This window comes from Thiomicrolovo immobilis (assembly GCF_039645955.1).
In the GTDB taxonomy this organism is placed as follows: domain Bacteria; phylum Campylobacterota; class Campylobacteria; order Campylobacterales; family Sulfurimonadaceae; genus Thiomicrolovo; species Thiomicrolovo diazotrophicus.
In genome coordinates this window covers 1,387,369-1,406,219 of record NZ_CP147916.1, presented here as the reverse complement: position 1 = coordinate 1,406,219, position 18,851 = coordinate 1,387,369, and the positions used below count along the sequence as shown (strand labels likewise).

Genomic DNA, 18,851 nt, shown 5'->3' with positions numbered 1-18,851 from the left:
ACTATGAAACTTAACATTGTGAAAGATTGTGAAAGGAGCGCCCGATGGGATTGATTAGCTGGCTTTTCGGGAAGCGCACGGATGCGGGGGACCTCCCCGACGACTACATCAGCAAGTCGCTGCTGTTCAGTTACCTGGACGCGCAGAGCGCCACGGTAATGTTCTTCAGCCCGGCAAAGGGGTGGGTGGGGGCAAACCTCGCCTTTTACAACACCTTCGGTTTCAAGAATATGGAGGAGTTCCGCGCGCAGTATGACCGGATCGCGGACTTCTTTAACGATCCGAACTACGAAATCTTTGCCGAGACCGACGAGCAGTGGCTCCGGCAGCTGGAGCGCGAAGCGGAGAAGCCGCCGCAGGTCCACATGAAGCTTCCGAACGGCCAGACCAAGGTCTTCGCCCTGCGCAGCAGGGTCTTCAAAAGCGGCCTGAACGGGCTGTCCTTCCTGGAGATGACAGACGTGACCGAGCAGGAACGTGCACGCCAGGAGCGCGAGCGCGCGGAGACGGCCAAGCAGCAGTTCCTGCACAATATCTCCCATGAATTCCGCACGCCGATGAACGGCATTATGGGCTTTGTCGAGCTGCTGAAATCTTCCCACCCCACGTCGACCCAGCGCGATTACATCGAGATGATCGAACGCTCTTCGCAGTACATGATGAACAATATCGAATCCCTGCTGGACCTCGCGCAGATGCAGACGGGCCGTCTGAGCCTGGAGGTGACCGAGTTCAAACCGATGGGGGAACTCGAAGCGCTCTTCAAGCACTACGAGTACGAGGCGCGCCAGCGCGGCATCGGGCTTTATGTCTTTATCGACCCGGCAATGCCGACCTATATCGAGGCTGATCCGCGCAAATTCCGCCAGGTGATCTCCCTGCTGGTGGACAACGCGGTCAAGTTCACCGAAGCGGGCGGGCGGGTCCATGTCGATATCCGCGTGCTCAAGAAGCATGCGAACGACCTCTATACTCTCCACGTCAGCGTCAAGGACACGGGCGTCGGTATCCAGCCGGAGCGGCTGGCTTCGATCACCAAACCGTTCGAGACCGGCGGCCATTCGGACAACCGTCTGGGCGTCGGGCTGACCCTCACCGAGGGGCTGCTGCAGATGATGGACACCTGGCTCGACGTCACTTCCGAGGCGGGACGCGGTTCGCACTTCTCCTTTAACCTCGACGTGACGGGCACGACGGTGACCAGCTTCGACCCGATCCGCGACCACAGCGCGAAGGTGCTGCTCTTTGACGACGACCGTCTCTTCGACGGCAACCTGCTCAGCCGCTACCTGCAGTCTTTCGGGCTCTCGGTGACGAAGGTGCACTACACCGAGCACGTCGACTGCGGCGAGGCGGATATCCTCTATATCGTCGCCCCCAAGGAGAACTCCGGCTGGCTGATGCAGCTGGGGGCCTTCGAGTCGCATCCGTGCCGCTTCGTCATGCTCATCGACGAGGACGAGGAGCTGCCGGAGCGGGTGCGCCAGGTGGTCGATTACACCCTCAAAAAACCGCTGCTTCCTTCCCGGATTTCGAAACACCTTACCCAGGTGCTGCAGCTGCCGGTCAAGGCGGTCGAGAAGCCGCAGGGCGCAGAGCGCAAGGTCAAAGCGCTGGTCGTCGAGGACAACATCATCAACCAGCGCCTGACCAAGCTGCTGCTTGAAGAGTACAACCTCTCCGTTACGACCGCTTCGAACGGCTCCGATGCGGTGGAGCTCTGCCGCAAGTTCCCTTTTGACGTGATCTTCATGGACATCGACATGCCGGTCAAGGACGGGATCGCAGCGACGCAGGAGATCCGCAAGCTTCCGCTCTTCCGCGAGCATCCCGCACCCATCGTCGCATTGACGGCCCTCGTGATGGAAGGGGACCGCGAACGCATCCTCGCCGAGGGGCTGGACGACTACCTCGCCAAACCCCTGGGGCGCGAAAAACTCGAGGGGATCCTCGAACGCTATCTCAGCAAACCAGCCCTCTCCTGACGCGGCCGCCCCGGCCGTTGGGTGTCTGTTTAATATTCATAAATACAATACTTTCACATTAAACAAAGGTGAATGAATGAAGCTTATCATCAAATCATTGATGGCGGCGGCGCTGATCAGCGTGAGCGCCTCTGCGGCAGTGTTGGCAACGGTCAACGGTAAAACGATCACATCCGAGGAAGTGAACGCGGTCCTGATGGAAGGGACGCAGGGACGTTTTACCTCACTGCCGAAAGAGAAGCAGGATGAACTGCAGCAGCGCGTCGTCGAGGGCCTCGTCATGCAAGAGCTCGTCTACGAAGAAGCCAAGAAAGAGGGTGTCCTCGAATCCGCCAAATATAAAAAAGAGTATGACGATATCGTAGCGCGCATTCAGAAGCAGCTCGCGGCGAAAGTCTGGCAGGAGAATCTGCTCGAGGGCATCAAAGTCAGCGACAAAGAGATCAAAGCCTACTATGACGGCCATGGCGACGAGTTCGAGCAGAAAGAAAAAGTCCATGCACGCCACATCCTCGTGAAAACGGAAGACGAAGCGAAGAAGATCATCAGCGGGATGAAGAGCCTCAAGGGCGACAAGCTCAAAGAGAAGTTCATTGAAGACGCCAAAGCCAAATCGACAGGCCCGAGCGGTCCGAAGGGCGGCGATCTCGGCTTCTTCCAGCAGGGACAGATGGTACCGGAGTTCAACGACGCCGTCTTCAGCATGAAGGTCGGAACGATCACGCCGGAACCGGTCAAGACCCAGTTCGGTTACCACGTCATCTATCTCGAAGAGAAGCAGGCCGGCAAGAAAGCGACACTCGACGAAGCAAAACCGTTCATCGAACAGCGCCTGAAGCAGGAAAAATTCCAAAAAGAGATGGAAGCGAAGACCAAAGCGCTCAAAAACGCTGCAAAAATCACCTACAGCAAATAATTTGCACCTCTCCCCCGCACCTTTCGAACCCTTCCGGTTTGAAGGGCGGGAACTCACCCTCAAACGCGACGACCTGATCCACCCCCTTTTCAGCGGCAACAAATACCGAAAACTCTATGCACTGCTGCAGACCCCTTCCGAAGCGATCGATACGCTGGTCTCCTACGGCGGTATCCAGTCCAACGCCATGCTCTCCGTCGCAGCGCTTTGTCGTCTGAAAGGGTGGCGATTCGAATATACCGCAAAAACGGCGCCGCGGCATCTGAAAGCGGACCCGCAGGGGAACTACAAGCATGCCCTGGCGCTGGGGATGGCACTGCAGGAAGTGCATCCGACCGAATACGATGCGGCGGTAGCGGCGCTGAAACAGCGCTGCGCAAAGCAGGAGCGCTCGCGGCTCATCGCCCAGGGCGGGGCCGACCTGGGCGCGGAGGAGGGGGTGAGGGCCCTGGCCGAAGAGATCCGGGCATGGAAAGAGAAACGGGGCATCGAATGTCTCAATGTCGTGACGCCCTCGGGCACGGGCACGACGGCGGCCTACCTGGCCAGGGCCCTGCCCGAATGCCGCGTGGTCACCGTGGCGGCGGTGGGCGATCCCGCCTATTTGCAGCGGCAGATCGAAGCGTTAATGCCGTTGCCGCCGAACCTGATGATCCTCTCCACGCCCTACCGTTTCGGCAGCCTGGATGCGGCGCTGCTGCAGACGTATGAAAAACTGAAAGCGGCAGGTGTGGCATTCGACCTGATCTATGCCCCGGTGATGTGGCTGGCGTTAATGGAAGCGTGGGATGATCTGGAGGGGGAAGTGCTGTATGTGCACTCGGGCGGCGTCAGCGGCAACGAGACGATGCTCGCGCGCTACGCGCGACGCCCTTAGTTGCGGTTCATGGCGTTGAGGTCGGCGAAGGCCTGCTCGACACGCGCGACCAGGGTCTCCTGGCCGGCGCGGAGCCATTTACGCGGGTCGTAGTACTTCTTGTTCGGCTTGTCCTCGCCCTCGGGGTTACCGATCTGGCCCTGCAGGTAGTCGTGGTACTTCGCGACATAGCCTCTGACCCCGTCCCAGGTCGCCCACTGCGTATCGGTGTCGATGTTCATCTTGATGACGCCGTAGCCGAGGGCTTCGCTGATCTCTTCGGGGGCGGAGCCGGAGCCGCCGTGGAAGACGAAGTTGACCGGTTTTTCAGCCGTATCGAACTTCTCGGCGATGTATTTCTGGGAGTTGTCCAGGATTTTCGGCGTCAGCACGACGTTGCCCGGTTTGTAGACCCCGTGGACGTTCCCGAAGGAGGCCGCGACGGTGAAACGCGGGCTGATCTTGCTGAGGATCTCGTAGGCGTAGGCGACGTCTTCAGGCTGGGTATAGAGCAGGGCGTTGTCGATGTTCGTGTTGTCGACACCATCCTCTTCACCGCCGGTGACGCCCAGTTCGATCTCGATCGTCATCCCGATCTTGTCCATGCGGGCCAGGTACTCGGCACAGGTGGCAACGTTCTCTTCAAGGCTCTCTTCGGAGAGGTCGAGCATGTGGGAGCTGAACAGGGGCTTGCCCGTGCGGTCGAAGTGCACTTCGCCGGCCTCGAGCAGCGCGTCGATCCACGGCAGGAGCTTGCGCGCGGCGTGGTCGGTGTGCAGGATGACCGGCACGCCGTAAAGCTCGGCCATCATATGGACATGCTGCGCCCCGCTGATCGTTCCGGCGATGGCGGCTTTTTCGCCGTCGTTGGAGAGCCCTTTGCCCGCAAAGAACTGGCCGCCGCCGTTGGAGAACTGGATGATGACGGGTGAGTTGACCTTTGCCGCCGCTTCCAGGACGCCGTTGATGGACTCCACGTTGACGACGTTGACCGCCGGAAGGGCGAATTCGCCCGCTTTCGCCGCTGCGAACACCTTCTGGACGTCGTCTCCGAAGAGGACGCCTGGTTTGACCAGATCGAGAATACCTTGTGCCATAAAAAGATCCTTGGGACAGAAAATTTCTAATGCGGATTATAGCGCTTTTCGCTATGATAACCGTTAAATACGTGCGTATTTATTACGCGAAGGTTGCACGGCATGGCATTTGATCTCTCTTCGGTTTTGGTGATCGGCATCTCCTCGCGGGCGCTCTTCGACCTCGAGGCTTCCAACCGCATTTTCGAGGAGGAGGGACTTGAGGCGTACCGCGCCTACCAGCTTGAACACGAGAAAGTCCCCCTTGAAAAGGGGACGGCGTTCCCCCTCGTTGAGGCCCTGCTGGGTCTCAACGTGAAGGCGGGGAAGCAGGTCGTCGAGGTGATCGTCATGTCGCGCAACTCCCCCGATACGGGACTGCGCGTCTTCAACTCCGTCGAACACTACGGCCTGTCCATCACTCGGGCGGCGTTCAGCGGCGGAACGTCGCTTTCGCCCTACCTGGACTCCTTCAAAGTCGACCTGTTCCTCTCCAAGTCCGAAGAGGACGTCCAGCAGGCCGTTGACGGCGGGGTGGCCGCCGCCGTGCTCTACGCGCCGCCGCAGAACGCTGAGCACCATGACGACCAGATCCGCATCGCCTTCGATGCCGACGCGGTCCTCTTTTCCGAAGCGAGCGAACTGATCTACAAACGCGACGGCATCGAGGCGTTCTGGGCACACGAGAAGGCGCACGCGGACGAGCCCCTGGAAGCGGGACCGTTCGCGAAGCTGCTGATTACCCTCTCGTACCTGCAGCGCCACTTCGCCCCGTCACCGTCGCCGGTGCGTATTGCCATTGTCACGGCGCGCAACTCGCCGGCCCACGAACGGGTTATCCAGACCCTGCGGCGCTGGGGCGTCAACGTGGATGAAGCTTTTTTCCTGGGCGGGCTGGGCAAGGAGGCGATCCTCGAAGCGTACGGGGCCCACATCTTCTTTGATGACCAGGACGTCCATCTGGACGGGGCGTCGCGGGTCGTACCGTCGGGCAAGGTCCCCTACAAGAGCGATTCGCCGATTCGCACACTTATCCCCGAGGAGAAATAGGTATGGCATCGGAGCAGAAGATAGAGCAGCGCTATGTCAAAGATATCAAGTCCTCCGACGTCTGGTCGGTATTCAAGATCCTGGCCGATTTTGTCAAGGGGTTCGACGAACTGGGCGACCTCGGCCCGGCCGTGACGATCTTCGGCAGCGCCCGCGTCGATGAAACGCACCCCTGGTACGCCAAAACCGTCGAACTCTCCGGCAAGCTGGCTGCTTCGGGTTTCAACGTGATCAGCGGCGGCGGCCCGGGCATCATGGAAGCGGCCAATCGCGGGGCCTACGAGCACCGGGAAGCCGGGGTCGAATCGGTCGGTCTGAACATCGAACTCCCGATGGAACAGCGCTCCAATCCCTATACGACCAAAGAGGAGAATTTCGACTACTTCTTCTCCCGGAAGGTGATGCTCGTCAAATACTCCACGGCCTACGTCATCATGCCCGGCGGGTTCGGCACCCTCGATGAACTTTTCGAGGCGTTGACGCTGATTCAGACCAAGAAGGTCGACGGGGTCTGCGTCTTTTTAATGGGGGAGGCCTTTTACGCCCCGCTGCTGGCGTTTATGCGGAGCTCGCTGCTCGCCGAGGGGATGATCGACGAAGAGGACCTGGCAAAGCTGACGCTGACGGATGACGTGGACCTGGTCGTTCGGGAGATCCGTGAATCGCTGGATCTTCAGCTGGGATCGCTCAGGGCGAGCGGCCTGGCGGACACTCCCTACTATAAGAAGCTGCAGCAGTTCTTCGAGGAGCGCGGCTTCGGGGAGGATCACGATACGCTGCTGCGTTAATGAAATGTTTTTGATGAACGGGTATGCTGGATGACATTGAAAGGATGGCCCGTGGAAGCGACCCGCTTGCTACTGATCGAAGACGACGTCCAGATGGCGGAACTGCTGGGGCGGTTTCTGCGCCAGGAGGGGATGACGGTCGAACACGTGACACGCCCCTCCCGGGCGATGAAGGCGCTGGAAACGGAGCCGTTCGACCTCGTGGTACTCGATCTCTCCCTGCCGGAGATGGACGGGCTGATGCTCTGCCGCAAAATCCGCGAACGCTCCGACGTTCCCATTATCATCTCCAGCGCGCGTACGGACCTCGACGACAAGCTGACGGGGCTGGAAAACGGGGCGGACGACTACCTGCCCAAGCCCTACGATCCCCGCGAACTGATGGCGCGGATCAAGACCGTGCTGCGGCGCCGGGGACGGAGCGAGACGGAAACGGAGGAGTTGCAGAGCCGTTTCCGCATCGACGAAGAGGGGACGCTGATCTATTTCGACGGCACACCCCTGAAACTGACCCTGGCGGAGTACGAGATCCTGAAACTGATGCTGAGGCACCCCAACCGCACCATCTCCCGCGCCGACATCGCCAACAGCATCGAGTCGCACCGCTTTGACAGCGGGGTCGAAAGCATCAATATCCTCGTCGGGCGCATCCGCAAAAAGCTCGACCCGGAGCATTTTGACACCTTCATTCAGACCGTGCGCGGCATAGGGTACCGGTTTGACGAACATTAACCCCCGTTCCATCATCTTCGCCGCCCGCCTGGTCGGCGCCATTACGGCCCTGCTGCTGATCGCCGCGACCCTGATGGCGCTCTACCTCTCCATCCAGCTCGACAAACGCAACGAGATCCAGCGTGCCGTCATGCTTTACGACCTGCTTTTTATGACAAAGCCGACGCCCGAAGCGTTTGCGCGTTACCTTAAAGAGCATCAGCTCACCCCCGTCGGCGGGGAGGTGATGAAACGCATCCGCGAAGAGGGCAAGCCCTTCATTGAGGACCCGCTCCTGCGTCGTACCTTCCAGTCGGGGAACATCGAGATCTTTGTCTATGACATGCACTGCTATTACGCCTACAAGATGCATGACATGTATTACTACCGCAGCGACAAGGAGATGACGCCCTACATGCTCTATATTCTCATCGCGGCCACACTCGTCCTGGTGACGGTGATCTTGCTTTACCGCTACATGTCGGGCTCCATCGAACCGCTGCAGAACCTGCACCGGCAGATCCTCCGCTTCGCCGACGGGGAGAAGGGGATCGACACGAAAGTAGAGGGGAGCGACGAGGTGGCGCAGGTGGCCAACGCCTTCCACGACAGCGTCCAGAAAATCGAAGCCCTGCAGCGCAGCCGTTCGCTTTTCCTCCGCAACGTCATGCATGAGCTCAAAACCCCTATTAGCAAAGGGAAGCTGCTGGCGCATCTGTTGGAGATCAACCCGAAAGACAAGGCGATCCTTGAGGAACTGTTTGAACAGATGCAGGGACACCTGAACGACCTGGCGAGAGTGGAGTCGCTGACGGCGCGCCACCTGCAGCTCGATATCCGCTTTTATGCCTGTATCGACGTTTTGGACCAGGCGATCGACCTGCTGGACGTGCCGCGTTCGGAGTTGGAGATCACCGTCGGTAACGAGAAGATCATGGTGGATTTCGACCTCTTTGCCTATGCGCTCAAAAACCTGATTGACAACGCGGTAAAGTATGCTTCACACCGGCCGGTGTCCATCGCTTTCGCGGAAAATTGCCTCCGTATTGCCAATGCCGGGGAGCCGTTCAAGGAGGAGTATACCCACTACCTCAAGGCATACCAGCGCGATCTCTCCCAGCACTCCCTGGAGGGGATGGGACTGGGGCTCTATATCGTCAACGAGATCGTGACGCGCCACGGCTATGCGCTGCGTTACGCGTACGAAGAGGGGCAGCATGTCTTCAAGATCTGTTTTGATAATGCCCCCCGGGCGGCGCAGTTGCCTGAAACATAGCGTTTGGGAAGAAAATATTAGGTTTAATTATCACTAAGTTGTTACAATTGCGAAAAAATGCTGGAAGGGTAATGGAAAAGAAAAAAGTGCTTATCGGGATGAGCGGCGGGGTGGACTCGACGGTGACGACGATGCTGCTCAAAGAACAGGGCTACGAGGTCGAAGGGGTGTACATGAAGCTGCACTCCAAGCCGGGATACCATGAGATCCATCAGGCCCGCGCCCAGAAAGCCGCGGATTTCGCGGGGGTGAAGCTGCATGTCCTCGATCTGCAGCAACAGTTCAACCAAAACGTCTTTACCCCCTTTGTCGAGACCTATAAAGCGGGTCGTACGCCGAACCCCTGCGCCCTGTGCAACCGGACGATGAAGTTCGGTGCCCTGGCGGATTTCGCCGATAAGGTGGAGGCAGATTACCTAGCGACGGGGCACTACATCAAGACCGATGGGCACTTCCTCTACCAGGCGGAGGACGATACCAAAGACCAGAGCTATTTTCTTTTCTATATCGACAAAAGGATCGTGCCGCGCCTCATCTTTCCGCTGGGCGAACGCAAAAAGACGGATATCAAGGCCTACGCCGCCTCCGTTGAGGGGCTGGAATCCTTCGCGTCGCAGGCGGAATCAAGCGAGATCTGCTTTGTCGAGACGACCTATGCGGACGTGCTCAAGGATTATGTGAACATTGACCAGCCCGGCGAGGTGCTTGACAGTGACGGCAACGTCGTCGGAGAGCATAAAGGGTACATGCACTACACGATCGGCAAGCGCAAGGGGTTCACCGTCCACGGCGCCCATGAACCGCACTTCGTTCTCGAGATCAAGCCCGAGACGAACCAGATCGTCGTCGGTAAGAAAGAGGATCTGGAGATATGGGATGTTACCATCGGCAACATCAACCTCTTCGACGAGCGCAGTGAATTCGATACGACGGTGAAACTGCGTTACCGTACGAAAGCCGTGCCGTGCCATGTCAAGATCGAAGGGGAAAAGGCACAGATCAAGCTGCAGGAGCCTGTATTGGGTGTCGCAGCCGGACAGGCAGCCGTCTTCTACGACGGTGACAAGCTAATCGGCGGGGGCTGGATCGAGTAACATCGATGCTTAAAGCCTTTGCCTCTCTTCTCCTTCTGCTGCTCCTGGCAGCAATCTATTTTATGAAATCGGCTCCAGAGGTCACCCCTTTGCAAACAGGCGACACGATTCTCGCGTTCGGCGACAGCATTACCCACGGTTACGGCGCATCGGCCCATGAAAGCTACCCTGTCGTGCTGCAGACACTGACCGGTTTCCCGGTGATCAATGCCGGCGTGAACGGCGAGACGACATCGGAGGGGCTGGCGCGCTTCCCCGGCGTGCTTGAAGATGACACTATCCGGCTGATGCTGCTCTGTTTGGGCGGGAACGACATTTTGCAGCAGCGTTCGAAGCGCCGTCTGAAAGCAAACCTCAAACGTATCGTACAGATGGCAAAAGCGAAAAAGATCGATGTTGTATTGATCGGAGTTCCGACATTCGGGGTTTTCGGTATGACGTCGCTGCCGCTGTATAAGGAGATCGCCGAGGAGGAGGGCATACCCTATATGCCTTCACTACTGCCGGATGTCTTGGGGGACCGGGCGCTTAGAGCAGACTATGTGCACCCTAACGCGGCGGGATACCGTGTCATCGCTGAAAGGGTTGCGGAACGACTGCGCTCCCTGGGGTATGTCGAATAGCCCTTTTACCCCATTTCATTCATAATCTTGATGACGAGCTCCTGCTCGTCCTCAAGGATGCGCAGGGGTATGCCGTAGCGGCGTGAGAGACGCTCTTTCTGCCCTTCGGACGTGGCGCCGAGGGGAATGCGGTAGGTCGTGTAGTTTTCGCTGTGGGCGACATGCATATTGAACGAATAGACTTCATCCTGCGTCGGGGCGTTATGGACAAATTTGGTCATGCCTTTACTCCGTAGAGCGCTGCGCGCCGCAGAATCATCCGCGCCCAGGGCAGCTGCGTCGGTTTCTCCACCATCATACCACGAAAGCTTGAAACATTGCATGATACGGAAACGATGGCTTCCGCCTGCGCCAGCGCCGCCGCATCGACCCTGCAGGCACGCTCGACGGCATCGATCTGGGAAGGGTGAATGATCGTCTTGCCGAAAAGCCCCTGCTTCAGATCCGCTTCCAGCTCCTGGGCAAACCCTTCCTTGTCCTTGAAACATTTGTAGACGCCGCCGCAGAGGCTGAAACCGCGGGGTTTGAAAACGGTGAGGAGCGTTGCGATGATTTGCGCCGGGGCGACGAGTCCGTACAGCGGCGTATCGCAGTCGCGTACCATCCCCAGCTGGCGCAGCATATCCTCGAGCCCGAAACGCAGGGTGGGGATCCGCTCGCGGTAGGGCTGTAGCCGGTCGGCGAGGGCGTGCAGTTTTGCCTGGGAAAAGAGGTCGCAGCCTTCGATGGAGGGCATAAAGGCGAATGCGTTGTCGTCCAGAAGCGCCAGCCATGCATCGGCATTGTCGCCGCCGAATTTCGGCAGGACGAGCCCGTCGAGATTTTCAATCCCTTCCATACGCAACAGTTCGCAGAGCATCTCCGGCGACGACGGGCGGAGAAAACGGAGCAGGGTGGTGTCCGCAAGTTGCGGCAGGAGGGATTGCAGCCGCTGAAGCGCATCGTCGCGGTCGGCGGCGTTTATGCCGTCTTCGAGGTCGATGACGCAGCTGCGCAGCTGCGGGTATTTCTCACCGCTGAGCACGGCGGCGAGGCCGGGATGTGTCGCCGGGACGAAGAGGGTCCCGCCCAGTTCGGCGGGATGGATAAGCTCAGATCGCATGGAGCCGTTGGGGGACGTTGCGCTGCTCGGGTCTTTTCATGACGCTCTCCTTTCCGTTGGGACTATGCTACCGCAAACTGCCGTATGAATATATTACAGCCCCGCCTGCTTCAGCTTGTTGTAGTATTTGCAGCCGAGCGTAGAGCCGCCGTTGCACGCCTTGCCGTACAGCAGCGCCGCTGCCGCATCATTGCGCGTAGTGCCTTCGCCGAGCGTGTACATGTTCCCGAGGTTATAGCATCCGCTGGCACTGCCGTTGTCGCAGGCCATCTTGAAATACTCGACCGCTGCGGCTGCATTGCGCTGCACGCCCTTGCCGGAACTGTACATGTAGCCGATGTTTGTGCAGGCGTGGGCATTCCCGAGCTCACAGGAGACATCGAAAAGCTTGGCGGCCTGAGTATAGTCCTGCTCCGCGCCCCGGCCGTCACGGAGCATATTGCCGAGGTTAAAGCATCCCGCTGCTTCACCGCCGTAGCACGCCTTGCGGAAGAGCAGGACGGCATGGGATTCATTTTTGGCAATGCCGCGGCCGTGTTCGTACATGCGGCCGAGGTTGGTACACCCCGGAGCACTCCCCGAGTCGCAGGCCTTTTTGTAGTAGTCGGCGGCTTTGGCATAATCCTGACCGATGCCCTGGCCGTTGTAGTACATAATCCCGAGGTTGTAGCAGGTAGCTTCCTCACCGAGATTGCAGGCTTTTTCCCACTGGATGGCGGCCTGACGGTAATTCCCCTTGTCGTATGCAAACTGGCCTTCGTTGAAAGCGTCGCCGAACATCGGCACGGTTGCAAGCAGCAATAGGATGGTTTTTTTCATAATTTGGGTCCTTAGGATAGTGATAAAAGTATGTTGATAGTGGCAATGAGCCGCCGCATGGTAGCGAAGCAGGCTTTATCCGCTCTTTGCTCCTGTTTTAGGGGGCTTTTAGGACCTGAATTATCAGTTTGGAGCGCTCAATCAGCAGAAAATTTCACAGGAAACGGCATAGTTTACTGCCCGATCACGGACGATCCCGACGGCAAAGAAAGCGGGTTAAATTTGATGAACGGCTGCTTGAGCCGTTACACATCATGCATCCGTAATGTCTGCACGGTCAGAGGAGTGCTTTATGCTGGTTTGGGAGACGGGTCTAAAAAGGGGGAAATCGGGACGGGGAGCTATGGATGATTGGCAGGTGTGGGAAGACCTGCCGCGTCACAAAGGCTTAGATCGCTTTAAGCCAGTAGGGGACGTTGCGCTGCTCGGCCTTGATCGTCGTCGGCGCGCCGTGGCCGGGGTAGACTTTCTTGTCGTAGTCGATCTGCAGGAATTTCCGGAGGCTCTTTTTCATGTCTGCGGGCGAAGAGTAGGGGAAGTCGACGCGGCCGATGGAGTTTTGGAAGATGAAATCCCCGCTGAAGACGGCGTCACCGATCTCGATCATAGAACAGCCGGGGCAGTGGCCGGGGAAGTGGCGGAAGGTCACTTCGATGCCGCCGATATCATAGGTCTGGTCCCCCTCGACCTCGACGTCTGGGTAGGAGGGCGGGAGGTCCGGCATCCAGCCGCTTTTCTGCAGCAGCATGACGTCGCCTTTGGGGGTGTACAGCGGGATGTCGAACTGCTCTTTGAGCTCCTGGTTGCTCCAGACGTGGTCGAAATGGCCGTGGGTGTTGAGGATGGCCACGGGATTCGTCACGTTGGCCTTGACCCATTCTACCGCACCGACGCCGGGATCAATGATGATGTCTTTCCCGTTCTCCGTGACAATGTAACAGTTGGTCTGGTAGGGCCCCATGGGCTGCTTTTTTATCTGCATACGCTTTCCTTTGGTAGAATTATACATGCAATTTCACACGACCCTTCAATCGATCATCATGACCGCGGAGCCGGCGGCAAAACTGGCGGCGTTCCGTACCTTCTATGCCGCGTACCAGGCGGGGGGAACCGTTTTCGACGAGGGATTCACTCCGGTGCAGTTCGACGAACCCTCCTTCGCCTCCGTCTGCGAGATCGTCCCGCCGCAGGACGTCCCCCGGCGCAAGAGCCCCGTGACCGCGGAAGGGCAGATCCTGCTGCTGCACGCCATCACCCACATCGAGTACAGTGCGATCGACCTGGCTCTGGACCACGCCTACCGCTTTACGGGAATGCCAAAAGCGTTCTACGACGACTGGCTCGAGGTCGCCGACGACGAGTGCCGCCACTTCGAGATGCTTCATACCCTGCTTGAAGCGCTCGGCAGCCGTTACGGTGCCCTGCCGGTGCATGCGGGGCTCTTTGAGGCCGGACAGAAAACATTAAGCCTGCTTGAACGGATGGCGGTGGTGCCGCGCTATTTCGAGGCGAACGGTCTGGATGCAACGCCGCAGATCCTGGAGAGACTGCTACCGATCAAAAACGACCCTATGATCGGCCGGATCGTCGACGCACTGCAGGTGATCTTGAAAGAGGAGGTGGACCATGTCCGCAAGGGGGACCGCTGGTTCGATTACGCCTGTGAAGCGGCGGGGGCGGAGAAGTCGGTCTATTTCGACATCGTCGAACAGTGCTGCCCAGGCAGCTACCCCCGGCAGAAGTACCTCAACGTCGATGCCCGCAGAGCGGCGGGGTTCAGCTGCAGCGAACTCAACCGTATGAGTACGGAAAAGATCTGTTGACGAAAGAAAGCCAATTTGTTACAATAGGATTACATAAAGGTAACAAAAGGGGAACAAATGGATTACGCTTTCTTCGCGCAGACCCAGACCGTCGTCGCTTTAGCGGCACTGGTCATTTTCGGCGCCTCGGTGCTGATTCGCACCGGAGGCGTAAAGGAGCGCTGATCAGCGCTCTTTGACAAAGCTGCTCTCTTCGACGATGACCGGGTAGAAGTATCCGTACCCGAAATCCTTGTCCGTCTCTACTTTTCCCGTCGCAACGACAATATCACCCGCTTTAACATTCGCAACGTCACTGGCCGTGAACACGAGGTCGTCCGTCATGGTATCGCCGGTCCCGTCTTCGAGGTGGACCCAGTTGCGCTTCATGATCTGTCTGGAGATCTTGGTGACCTTGCCGCGCACTTTGATCGTTTTGCCTTTGAGGCTCTGGCGCTTGGTAAAGACCTCGGAGACGCTGTAGCCGCCTTTTGCTTTTTTCAGAACCTCTTTCGGCGCGCTCTGCGGCTGGACACGTTCGGCGGGCGCCGCTGTTCCCGGAGCCATGGAAGCGAACAGGATCTTGTCAAAGGTACGGCCGAGGGCGCGGCTTTTAAAGTTCGGCATCCACATCTGCTCGGTGAAAGAGACGTTCTCGCCCACCTTGACCTTTGCCGCCGCCACCGCGACCCAGTAGGGCGCTTTGCCCTCATTGACTCTCATATAGGTGTAGCCGCCGGCATCCATCGTCTCCACGACACGGGCGGTGTGCTGCACCGGCGCATTCGGGCCGGCTGCCCAGAGGCCGCAAACGGCTACTATAAGAAAGAGTAATGTCTTCATTCGGATTCTCCTCGTTTATTCGGTGTCCGCATCATATCAGACTGTTGCCCAACGAATGGAAATTTACGAAAAAATATGATCTCAATTATAAAAATTATCGTTTGCGAAGGAAAATTTGATATAATTTTGATTGTTAAGGCTTCTCTAAAATAATACTTTGATACCATGGAGGAAAGAGAAGCGGGAAAATAAAGATTTCGAGGAACGTCGGATGGGCAAATACGCAATGATTACCGATTTTTTGACGAAGTTCCTCATTGACGAAGTCGAAAAAACCGGATTGAAACATGTCGTCGTAGGGCTCAGCGGCGGGATCGATTCCGCCGTGGTCGCCGTACTGGCCCACCGCGCCTTCGGGGACCGTCTGCTCTGCGTGAAGATGCCGTCGCACTACTCCTCGCAAAACAGCCTCGATGACGCCGACGAGCTCTGCGAACGCTTCGGCATCCGTGCGGAGACCCACAGCATCGAACCGATGCTCAAAGCCTACGAGCATGAGGCGATGGACAATCTGCGCATCGGGAACTTTTCGGCACGGATGCGGATGGCGACGCTCTTTGACATCTCGGCGAGGGAGAGCGCCCTGGTGCTGGGCACGAGCAACAAGAGCGAACTGATGCTGGGCTACGGGACCCTTTTCGGGGACCTGGCCAGCGCGGTCAATCCCATCGGGGATCTCTACAAAACGGAGGTCTTCGAACTGGCGGCACACCTGGACGTACCACAGAGCATTATCGGCAAACCCCCTTCGGCGGATCTCTGGGCGGGGCAGAGCGACGAAGCGGAGCTGGGGTACAGCTACGCGCAGATCGACGCCGTGCTGCGCCGCTACGTCGAGGAGCGCGCCAGCAAAGCGGAACTGATCGAAGAGGGGTGCGACGCGGCGCTGGTGGAGCTGATCCTGACCCGGATCTACCGCAACCAGTTCAAGCGCAAAATGCCCGTCATCGCGAAACTGACCTCGCGGACGATCAACCATGATTTCAACTATCCACGCGATATCACTTTATAGGAGAAAAGGATGAAAGTACCGTTTTACCGGCCGGAAATCGGTCCCAAGGAACGTAACAAGGTCGAGCAGGTACTGCAGGGCGATGCCGAATTCGCCGTGGAGGATCTCGAAGCGAACTTTGAGAACTATATCGGCTGCGGCTATGCGCTGGCAACCTCCCACGGCACGGCGGCGCTGCACCTGGCGATGCTGGCCATCGACCTCAAACGCGGGGACAAGGTGCTCTGCTCCGTCAACGCCTTCCCGGCCGTGCCGGAAGTCGTCCGCCACTTTGACGCCGAACCGATCTTTATCGACGTCAACGAGTGGACGATGAACATGGATATCGACAAGCTCGAACGCTACCTCGAAGCCAACAGCGCCAAAAAGCTCAAGGCGGTCATCGTCTCGCACATCGCGGGGCAGCCGATGGACCTCGACCGGCTCTACAACATCGCCAAGATCTACAACGTCAAGATCGTCGAAGACGCTTCGGACGCGCTCGGAGCGACCTACAAGGGGAAGAAGATCGGCTCGACGGGGGCGGACATCACTTGCTTCAGCTTCAGCCCCCACATGAAGCAGACCATCAGCAACGGCGGCATGCTCGTCACCGACGACGCCGAGATGATGGAACGCGCGACCCTGCTGCGCAACCATGCGATGGTGCGTGACGACGAAGGACTGAGCTACATCTACGACGTCGTCGATATCGGGAGCAAATACACGATGAGCCCAATCGAGGCGGCTTTTAACGATGCTTTCATCTCCCACCAGGACAAGGTGATCGCCCGTCAGAAAGAGGTGGCGGCGCGCTACAGCGAACGGCTCAAAGGGGTCTACCACATCACCCCTCCGGAGATCCACGGCGACCACGCGTTCAGCAACTACATCATCAAGATCGATAAGAACCGCGACGGTTTCGCCCGCGACCTTTTGGCCAAAGGGATCGAGACGGGGCTGCACTATATCCCGCTGCACCTGATGGCGTACTACAAGAATAAATACAATCTGCGCATCAATGATTTCCCGATCGCTTTGCGCAACTACCAGCAGGTGCTCTCCCTCCCGATCTACGGTTCCATCACGGACAAAGAGGTCGATTACATCTGTGACGCAGTGATCGAACTCGCGAAAACCCGCGTGTGAAACCCCGCCTCGTCGCCTGGGGGGAGCGTTTCTTCTACGCTCCTTCTTCCTTCCAGCGTCTGCTCGCCTACGCGCTCTGGCCCCTCGGTGCGCTCTACTGCTTTATCATGCACCGCCGCTATCAAAACAGCGTACCGCGTCACCAGGGCATCCCCGTCGTCAGCGTCGGCAACCTGACCGTCGGCGGGAGCGGAAAGACCCCGCTGACAGTGGCGCTGGCGCAGCGGCAGGCGAATCCCGCCGTCGTGCTGCGCGGCTACGGGCGCCAAAGCAGCGGGCTTCAGGTCGTCTCCGACGGTAGCAGCGTACTCTGCGATGTGGCGTGCAGCGGTGACGAGGCGATGCTTTACGCTTTGGAGCTGCCCCACGCTGTCGTCATCGTCAGTGAGGATCGCGAAGCGGGCATTGCCAAAGCCAAAGCGATGGGGTGCGGCTGCGTTTTTCTCGACGATGGCTACGGCAAGCACTTTATCGCCAAGTACGACATCGTCATCGACGTCGCGGCCGCCAACGGCTTCTGCCTTCCCGCCGGCCCCTTCCGCGAGCGGCTCTGGCCGGGGAAAGAGGTGCGGCTTGTCCGGGAGGGGGTGGATTTCACGCGCCGTGTGACGATCAGGGATGCGGCGCCGAAGATGGCACTGGTCACCGCCATCGCCCGGCCCGAGCGGCTGGACCCTTTTTTGCCCGAGGTTGTCGCCAAATCAACCTTTCCGGACCACCACTTCTTTGCGCGCGACGAACTGGTGTCCATCCTCGAGCAGAGCGGGGCGGATGCCTTGCTCGTTACTTATAAAGATTACGTTAAAATTCGCCACTTTGACCTGCCGCTCGCGTTGATGGAGCTCCATCTGGAGCTCGACGACGCACTGGCCGCAGACGTGGAACACTACATCAGGACATACGATGAAAACAAAGATTGATACCGTCAAGACCCTCCTGGAGGCGCTGCCGTTCATCAAGGAGTTCAGAAACCAGATCGTCGTCATCAAGTACGGCGGGGCGGCGCAGACTTCCGAAACGCTCAAGGCGAAATTCGCCAAAGACGTGTTGCTGATGTACCTTGTCGGGATCCGTCCGGTCATCGTCCACGGCGGGGGGCCGCGCATCAACGAGATGCTCTCCAAACTGGACATCCCTACCGAGTTCATCGACGGGCAGCGCGTCACGACTCCCGAAGTGATGCGCATCGTCGAGATGGTGCTGTGCGGCGAAGTCAACAACGAGATCGTCGCGCTGCTCAACTCCCACGGCGCCAGCGCCTTCGGCGTCAACGGCAAAGATGCGCAGTTCCTGCGCGCCCAGCCGAAAGATTCGGGTAAATGGGGCCTTACCGGGGTCATCGAGGATGTCAAAGCCGACGTCATCCACCGCCTGATCGACGAGAAGTTCATCCCGGTCATCGCGCCGATCGCCTCGGATGGCGAGACGGGCCACCCGGGCTACAACATCAACGCCGACCTGGCGGCTTCCAAGATCGCCGGGGCCATCGGGGCGAAGAAGGTCGTCTTTATGACCGACACCCCGGGCGTCCTCGACGGCGAGGGCAAGCTGCTCTCGTCGCTGACCGAAGCGAAAGTCGAAGAGCTCAAGGCCGATAAAACGATCCACGGCGGCATGGTGCCGAAGGTCGACGCCTGTATCGAGGCGATCGAACGCGGTGTGCAGAAGGCCCACATCATCGACGGCCGGATCGAACACGCCATTTTGCTTGAGCTCTTTACCGAAGAGGGTATCGGCACACAGATCACCCTCTAGGCACCAAGGCAAGAC

Annotated in this window: 20 protein-coding genes; 14 read left to right on the top strand and 6 right to left on the bottom strand. The window is 58.5% G+C overall.

The window, feature by feature from the left end; genetic code table 11:
• Nucleotides 1–44: 44 nt before the first annotated feature.
• The 3 genes from WCX72_RS07190 (at nt 45) to WCX72_RS07180 (ending at nt 3,778) form a co-directional block, all read left to right on the top strand.
• Nucleotides 45–1,985 carry a response regulator gene (locus tag WCX72_RS07190; RefSeq protein WP_345969160.1) on the top strand — a complete coding sequence of 647 codons (1,941 nt, stop codon included), beginning with the start codon at nt 45–47 and terminating at the stop codon, nt 1,983–1,985.
• A gap of 76 nt (nt 1,986–2,061) precedes the next feature.
• A complete protein-coding gene (locus WCX72_RS07185) occupies nt 2,062–2,901 on the top strand; it encodes a peptidyl-prolyl cis-trans isomerase (protein WP_345969159.1) in 840 nt (279 codons plus the stop codon).
• Nucleotide 2,902: 1 nt separating this feature from the next.
• Entirely contained in the window at nt 2,903–3,778 is an 876-nt protein-coding gene (locus tag WCX72_RS07180) for a pyridoxal-phosphate dependent enzyme (RefSeq protein WP_345969158.1), read from the top strand.
• On the opposite strand, the gene fbaA is transcribed toward WCX72_RS07180, so the two are convergent.
• The gene (fbaA, locus tag WCX72_RS07175) at nt 3,775–4,854 is read right to left on the bottom strand and encodes a class II fructose-bisphosphate aldolase (RefSeq protein ID WP_345969157.1); all 1,080 of its coding nucleotides are present in this window, start codon (nt 4,852–4,854) and stop codon (nt 3,775–3,777) included. The two genes, WCX72_RS07180 and fbaA, sit on opposite strands and share 4 nt — an antisense overlap.
• A gap of 102 nt (nt 4,855–4,956) precedes the next feature.
• Between fbaA and WCX72_RS07170 the strand changes: the two genes are divergently transcribed.
• The 6 genes from WCX72_RS07170 (at nt 4,957) to WCX72_RS07145 (ending at nt 10,375) form a co-directional block, all read left to right on the top strand.
• Entirely contained in the window at nt 4,957–5,883 is a 927-nt protein-coding gene (locus WCX72_RS07170; RefSeq protein WP_345969156.1) for a 5'-nucleotidase, read from the top strand.
• Between the two features lie 2 nt (nt 5,884–5,885).
• Nucleotides 5,886–6,671 carry a TIGR00730 family Rossman fold protein gene (locus tag WCX72_RS07165; protein WP_345969155.1) on the top strand — a complete coding sequence of 262 codons (786 nt, stop codon included), beginning with the start codon at nt 5,886–5,888 and terminating at the stop codon, nt 6,669–6,671.
• A gap of 51 nt (nt 6,672–6,722) precedes the next feature.
• Nucleotides 6,723–7,403 (top strand): response regulator transcription factor, encoded by a 681-nt coding sequence (locus WCX72_RS07160; RefSeq protein WP_345969154.1) that lies wholly within the window; start codon nt 6,723–6,725, stop codon nt 7,401–7,403.
• Nucleotides 7,390–8,658, top strand: a complete 1,269-nt coding sequence (locus tag WCX72_RS07155) for an ArsS family sensor histidine kinase (RefSeq protein ID WP_345969153.1) — start codon at nt 7,390–7,392, stop codon at nt 8,656–8,658. The genes WCX72_RS07160 and WCX72_RS07155 overlap by 14 nt, the downstream gene beginning before the upstream one ends.
• Before the next feature lie 71 nt (nt 8,659–8,729).
• Entirely contained in the window at nt 8,730–9,752 is a 1,023-nt protein-coding gene (gene mnmA / locus WCX72_RS07150; RefSeq protein WP_345969152.1) for a tRNA 2-thiouridine(34) synthase MnmA, read from the top strand.
• A gap of 5 nt (nt 9,753–9,757) precedes the next feature.
• On the top strand, nt 9,758–10,375 hold the full coding sequence (locus WCX72_RS07145) for an arylesterase (RefSeq protein WP_345969151.1): 618 nt from the start codon (nt 9,758–9,760) through the stop codon (nt 10,373–10,375).
• A 5-nt stretch (nt 10,376–10,380) separates the two neighbouring features.
• Here WCX72_RS07145 and WCX72_RS07140 read toward each other — a convergent pair whose 3' ends face one another.
• The 4 genes from WCX72_RS07140 to WCX72_RS07125 form a co-directional block, all read right to left on the bottom strand.
• Nucleotides 10,381–10,596, bottom strand: a complete 216-nt coding sequence (locus WCX72_RS07140; RefSeq protein WP_231018191.1) for a hypothetical protein — start codon at nt 10,594–10,596, stop codon at nt 10,381–10,383.
• A complete protein-coding gene (locus WCX72_RS07135) occupies nt 10,593–11,477 on the bottom strand; it encodes an HpcH/HpaI aldolase/citrate lyase family protein (RefSeq protein ID WP_345969150.1) in 885 nt (294 codons plus the stop codon). The genes WCX72_RS07140 and WCX72_RS07135 overlap by 4 nt, the downstream gene beginning before the upstream one ends.
• Nucleotides 11,478–11,570: 93 nt before the next feature.
• Complete coding sequence (locus tag WCX72_RS07130) at nt 11,571–12,296, bottom strand: tetratricopeptide repeat protein (protein ID WP_345969149.1); 726 nt, start codon at nt 12,294–12,296, stop codon at nt 11,571–11,573.
• 388 nt (nt 12,297–12,684) lie between these two features.
• Nucleotides 12,685–13,278: an MBL fold metallo-hydrolase gene (locus WCX72_RS07125; protein ID WP_345969148.1), complete on the bottom strand. Its 594-nt coding sequence runs from the start codon at nt 13,276–13,278 to the stop codon at nt 12,685–12,687.
• Nucleotides 13,279–13,303: 25 nt separating this feature from the next.
• Here WCX72_RS07125 and WCX72_RS07120 point away from each other — a divergent pair, with 25 nt between their 5' ends.
• On the top strand, nt 13,304–14,119 hold the full coding sequence (locus WCX72_RS07120) for a ferritin-like domain-containing protein (protein ID WP_345969147.1): 816 nt from the start codon (nt 13,304–13,306) through the stop codon (nt 14,117–14,119).
• A gap of 165 nt (nt 14,120–14,284) precedes the next feature.
• Here the strand turns inward: WCX72_RS07120 and WCX72_RS07115 are convergent, their stop codons facing one another.
• Entirely contained in the window at nt 14,285–14,941 is a 657-nt protein-coding gene (locus WCX72_RS07115) for an OB-fold nucleic acid binding domain-containing protein (RefSeq protein WP_345969146.1), read from the bottom strand.
• A gap of 211 nt (nt 14,942–15,152) precedes the next feature.
• Between WCX72_RS07115 and WCX72_RS07110 the strand changes: the two genes are divergently transcribed.
• The 4 genes from WCX72_RS07110 to argB are packed head-to-tail and all read left to right on the top strand — an operon-like array spanning nt 15,153 to nt 18,836.
• Nucleotides 15,153–15,953: an NAD+ synthase gene (locus tag WCX72_RS07110; protein WP_345969145.1), complete on the top strand. Its 801-nt coding sequence runs from the start codon at nt 15,153–15,155 to the stop codon at nt 15,951–15,953.
• Nucleotides 15,954–15,962: 9 nt separating this feature from the next.
• Nucleotides 15,963–17,081 (top strand): DegT/DnrJ/EryC1/StrS family aminotransferase, encoded by a 1,119-nt coding sequence (locus tag WCX72_RS07105; RefSeq protein ID WP_345969144.1) that lies wholly within the window; start codon nt 15,963–15,965, stop codon nt 17,079–17,081.
• The gene (locus WCX72_RS07100) at nt 17,078–18,001 is read left to right on the top strand and encodes a tetraacyldisaccharide 4'-kinase (RefSeq protein WP_345969143.1); all 924 of its coding nucleotides are present in this window, start codon (nt 17,078–17,080) and stop codon (nt 17,999–18,001) included. Before WCX72_RS07105 ends, WCX72_RS07100 begins: the two co-directional genes overlap by 4 nt.
• On the top strand, nt 17,985–18,836 hold the full coding sequence (argB, locus tag WCX72_RS07095; RefSeq protein WP_345969142.1) for an acetylglutamate kinase: 852 nt from the start codon (nt 17,985–17,987) through the stop codon (nt 18,834–18,836). Before WCX72_RS07100 ends, argB begins: the two co-directional genes overlap by 17 nt.
• Nucleotides 18,837–18,851: the final 15 nt, after the last annotated feature.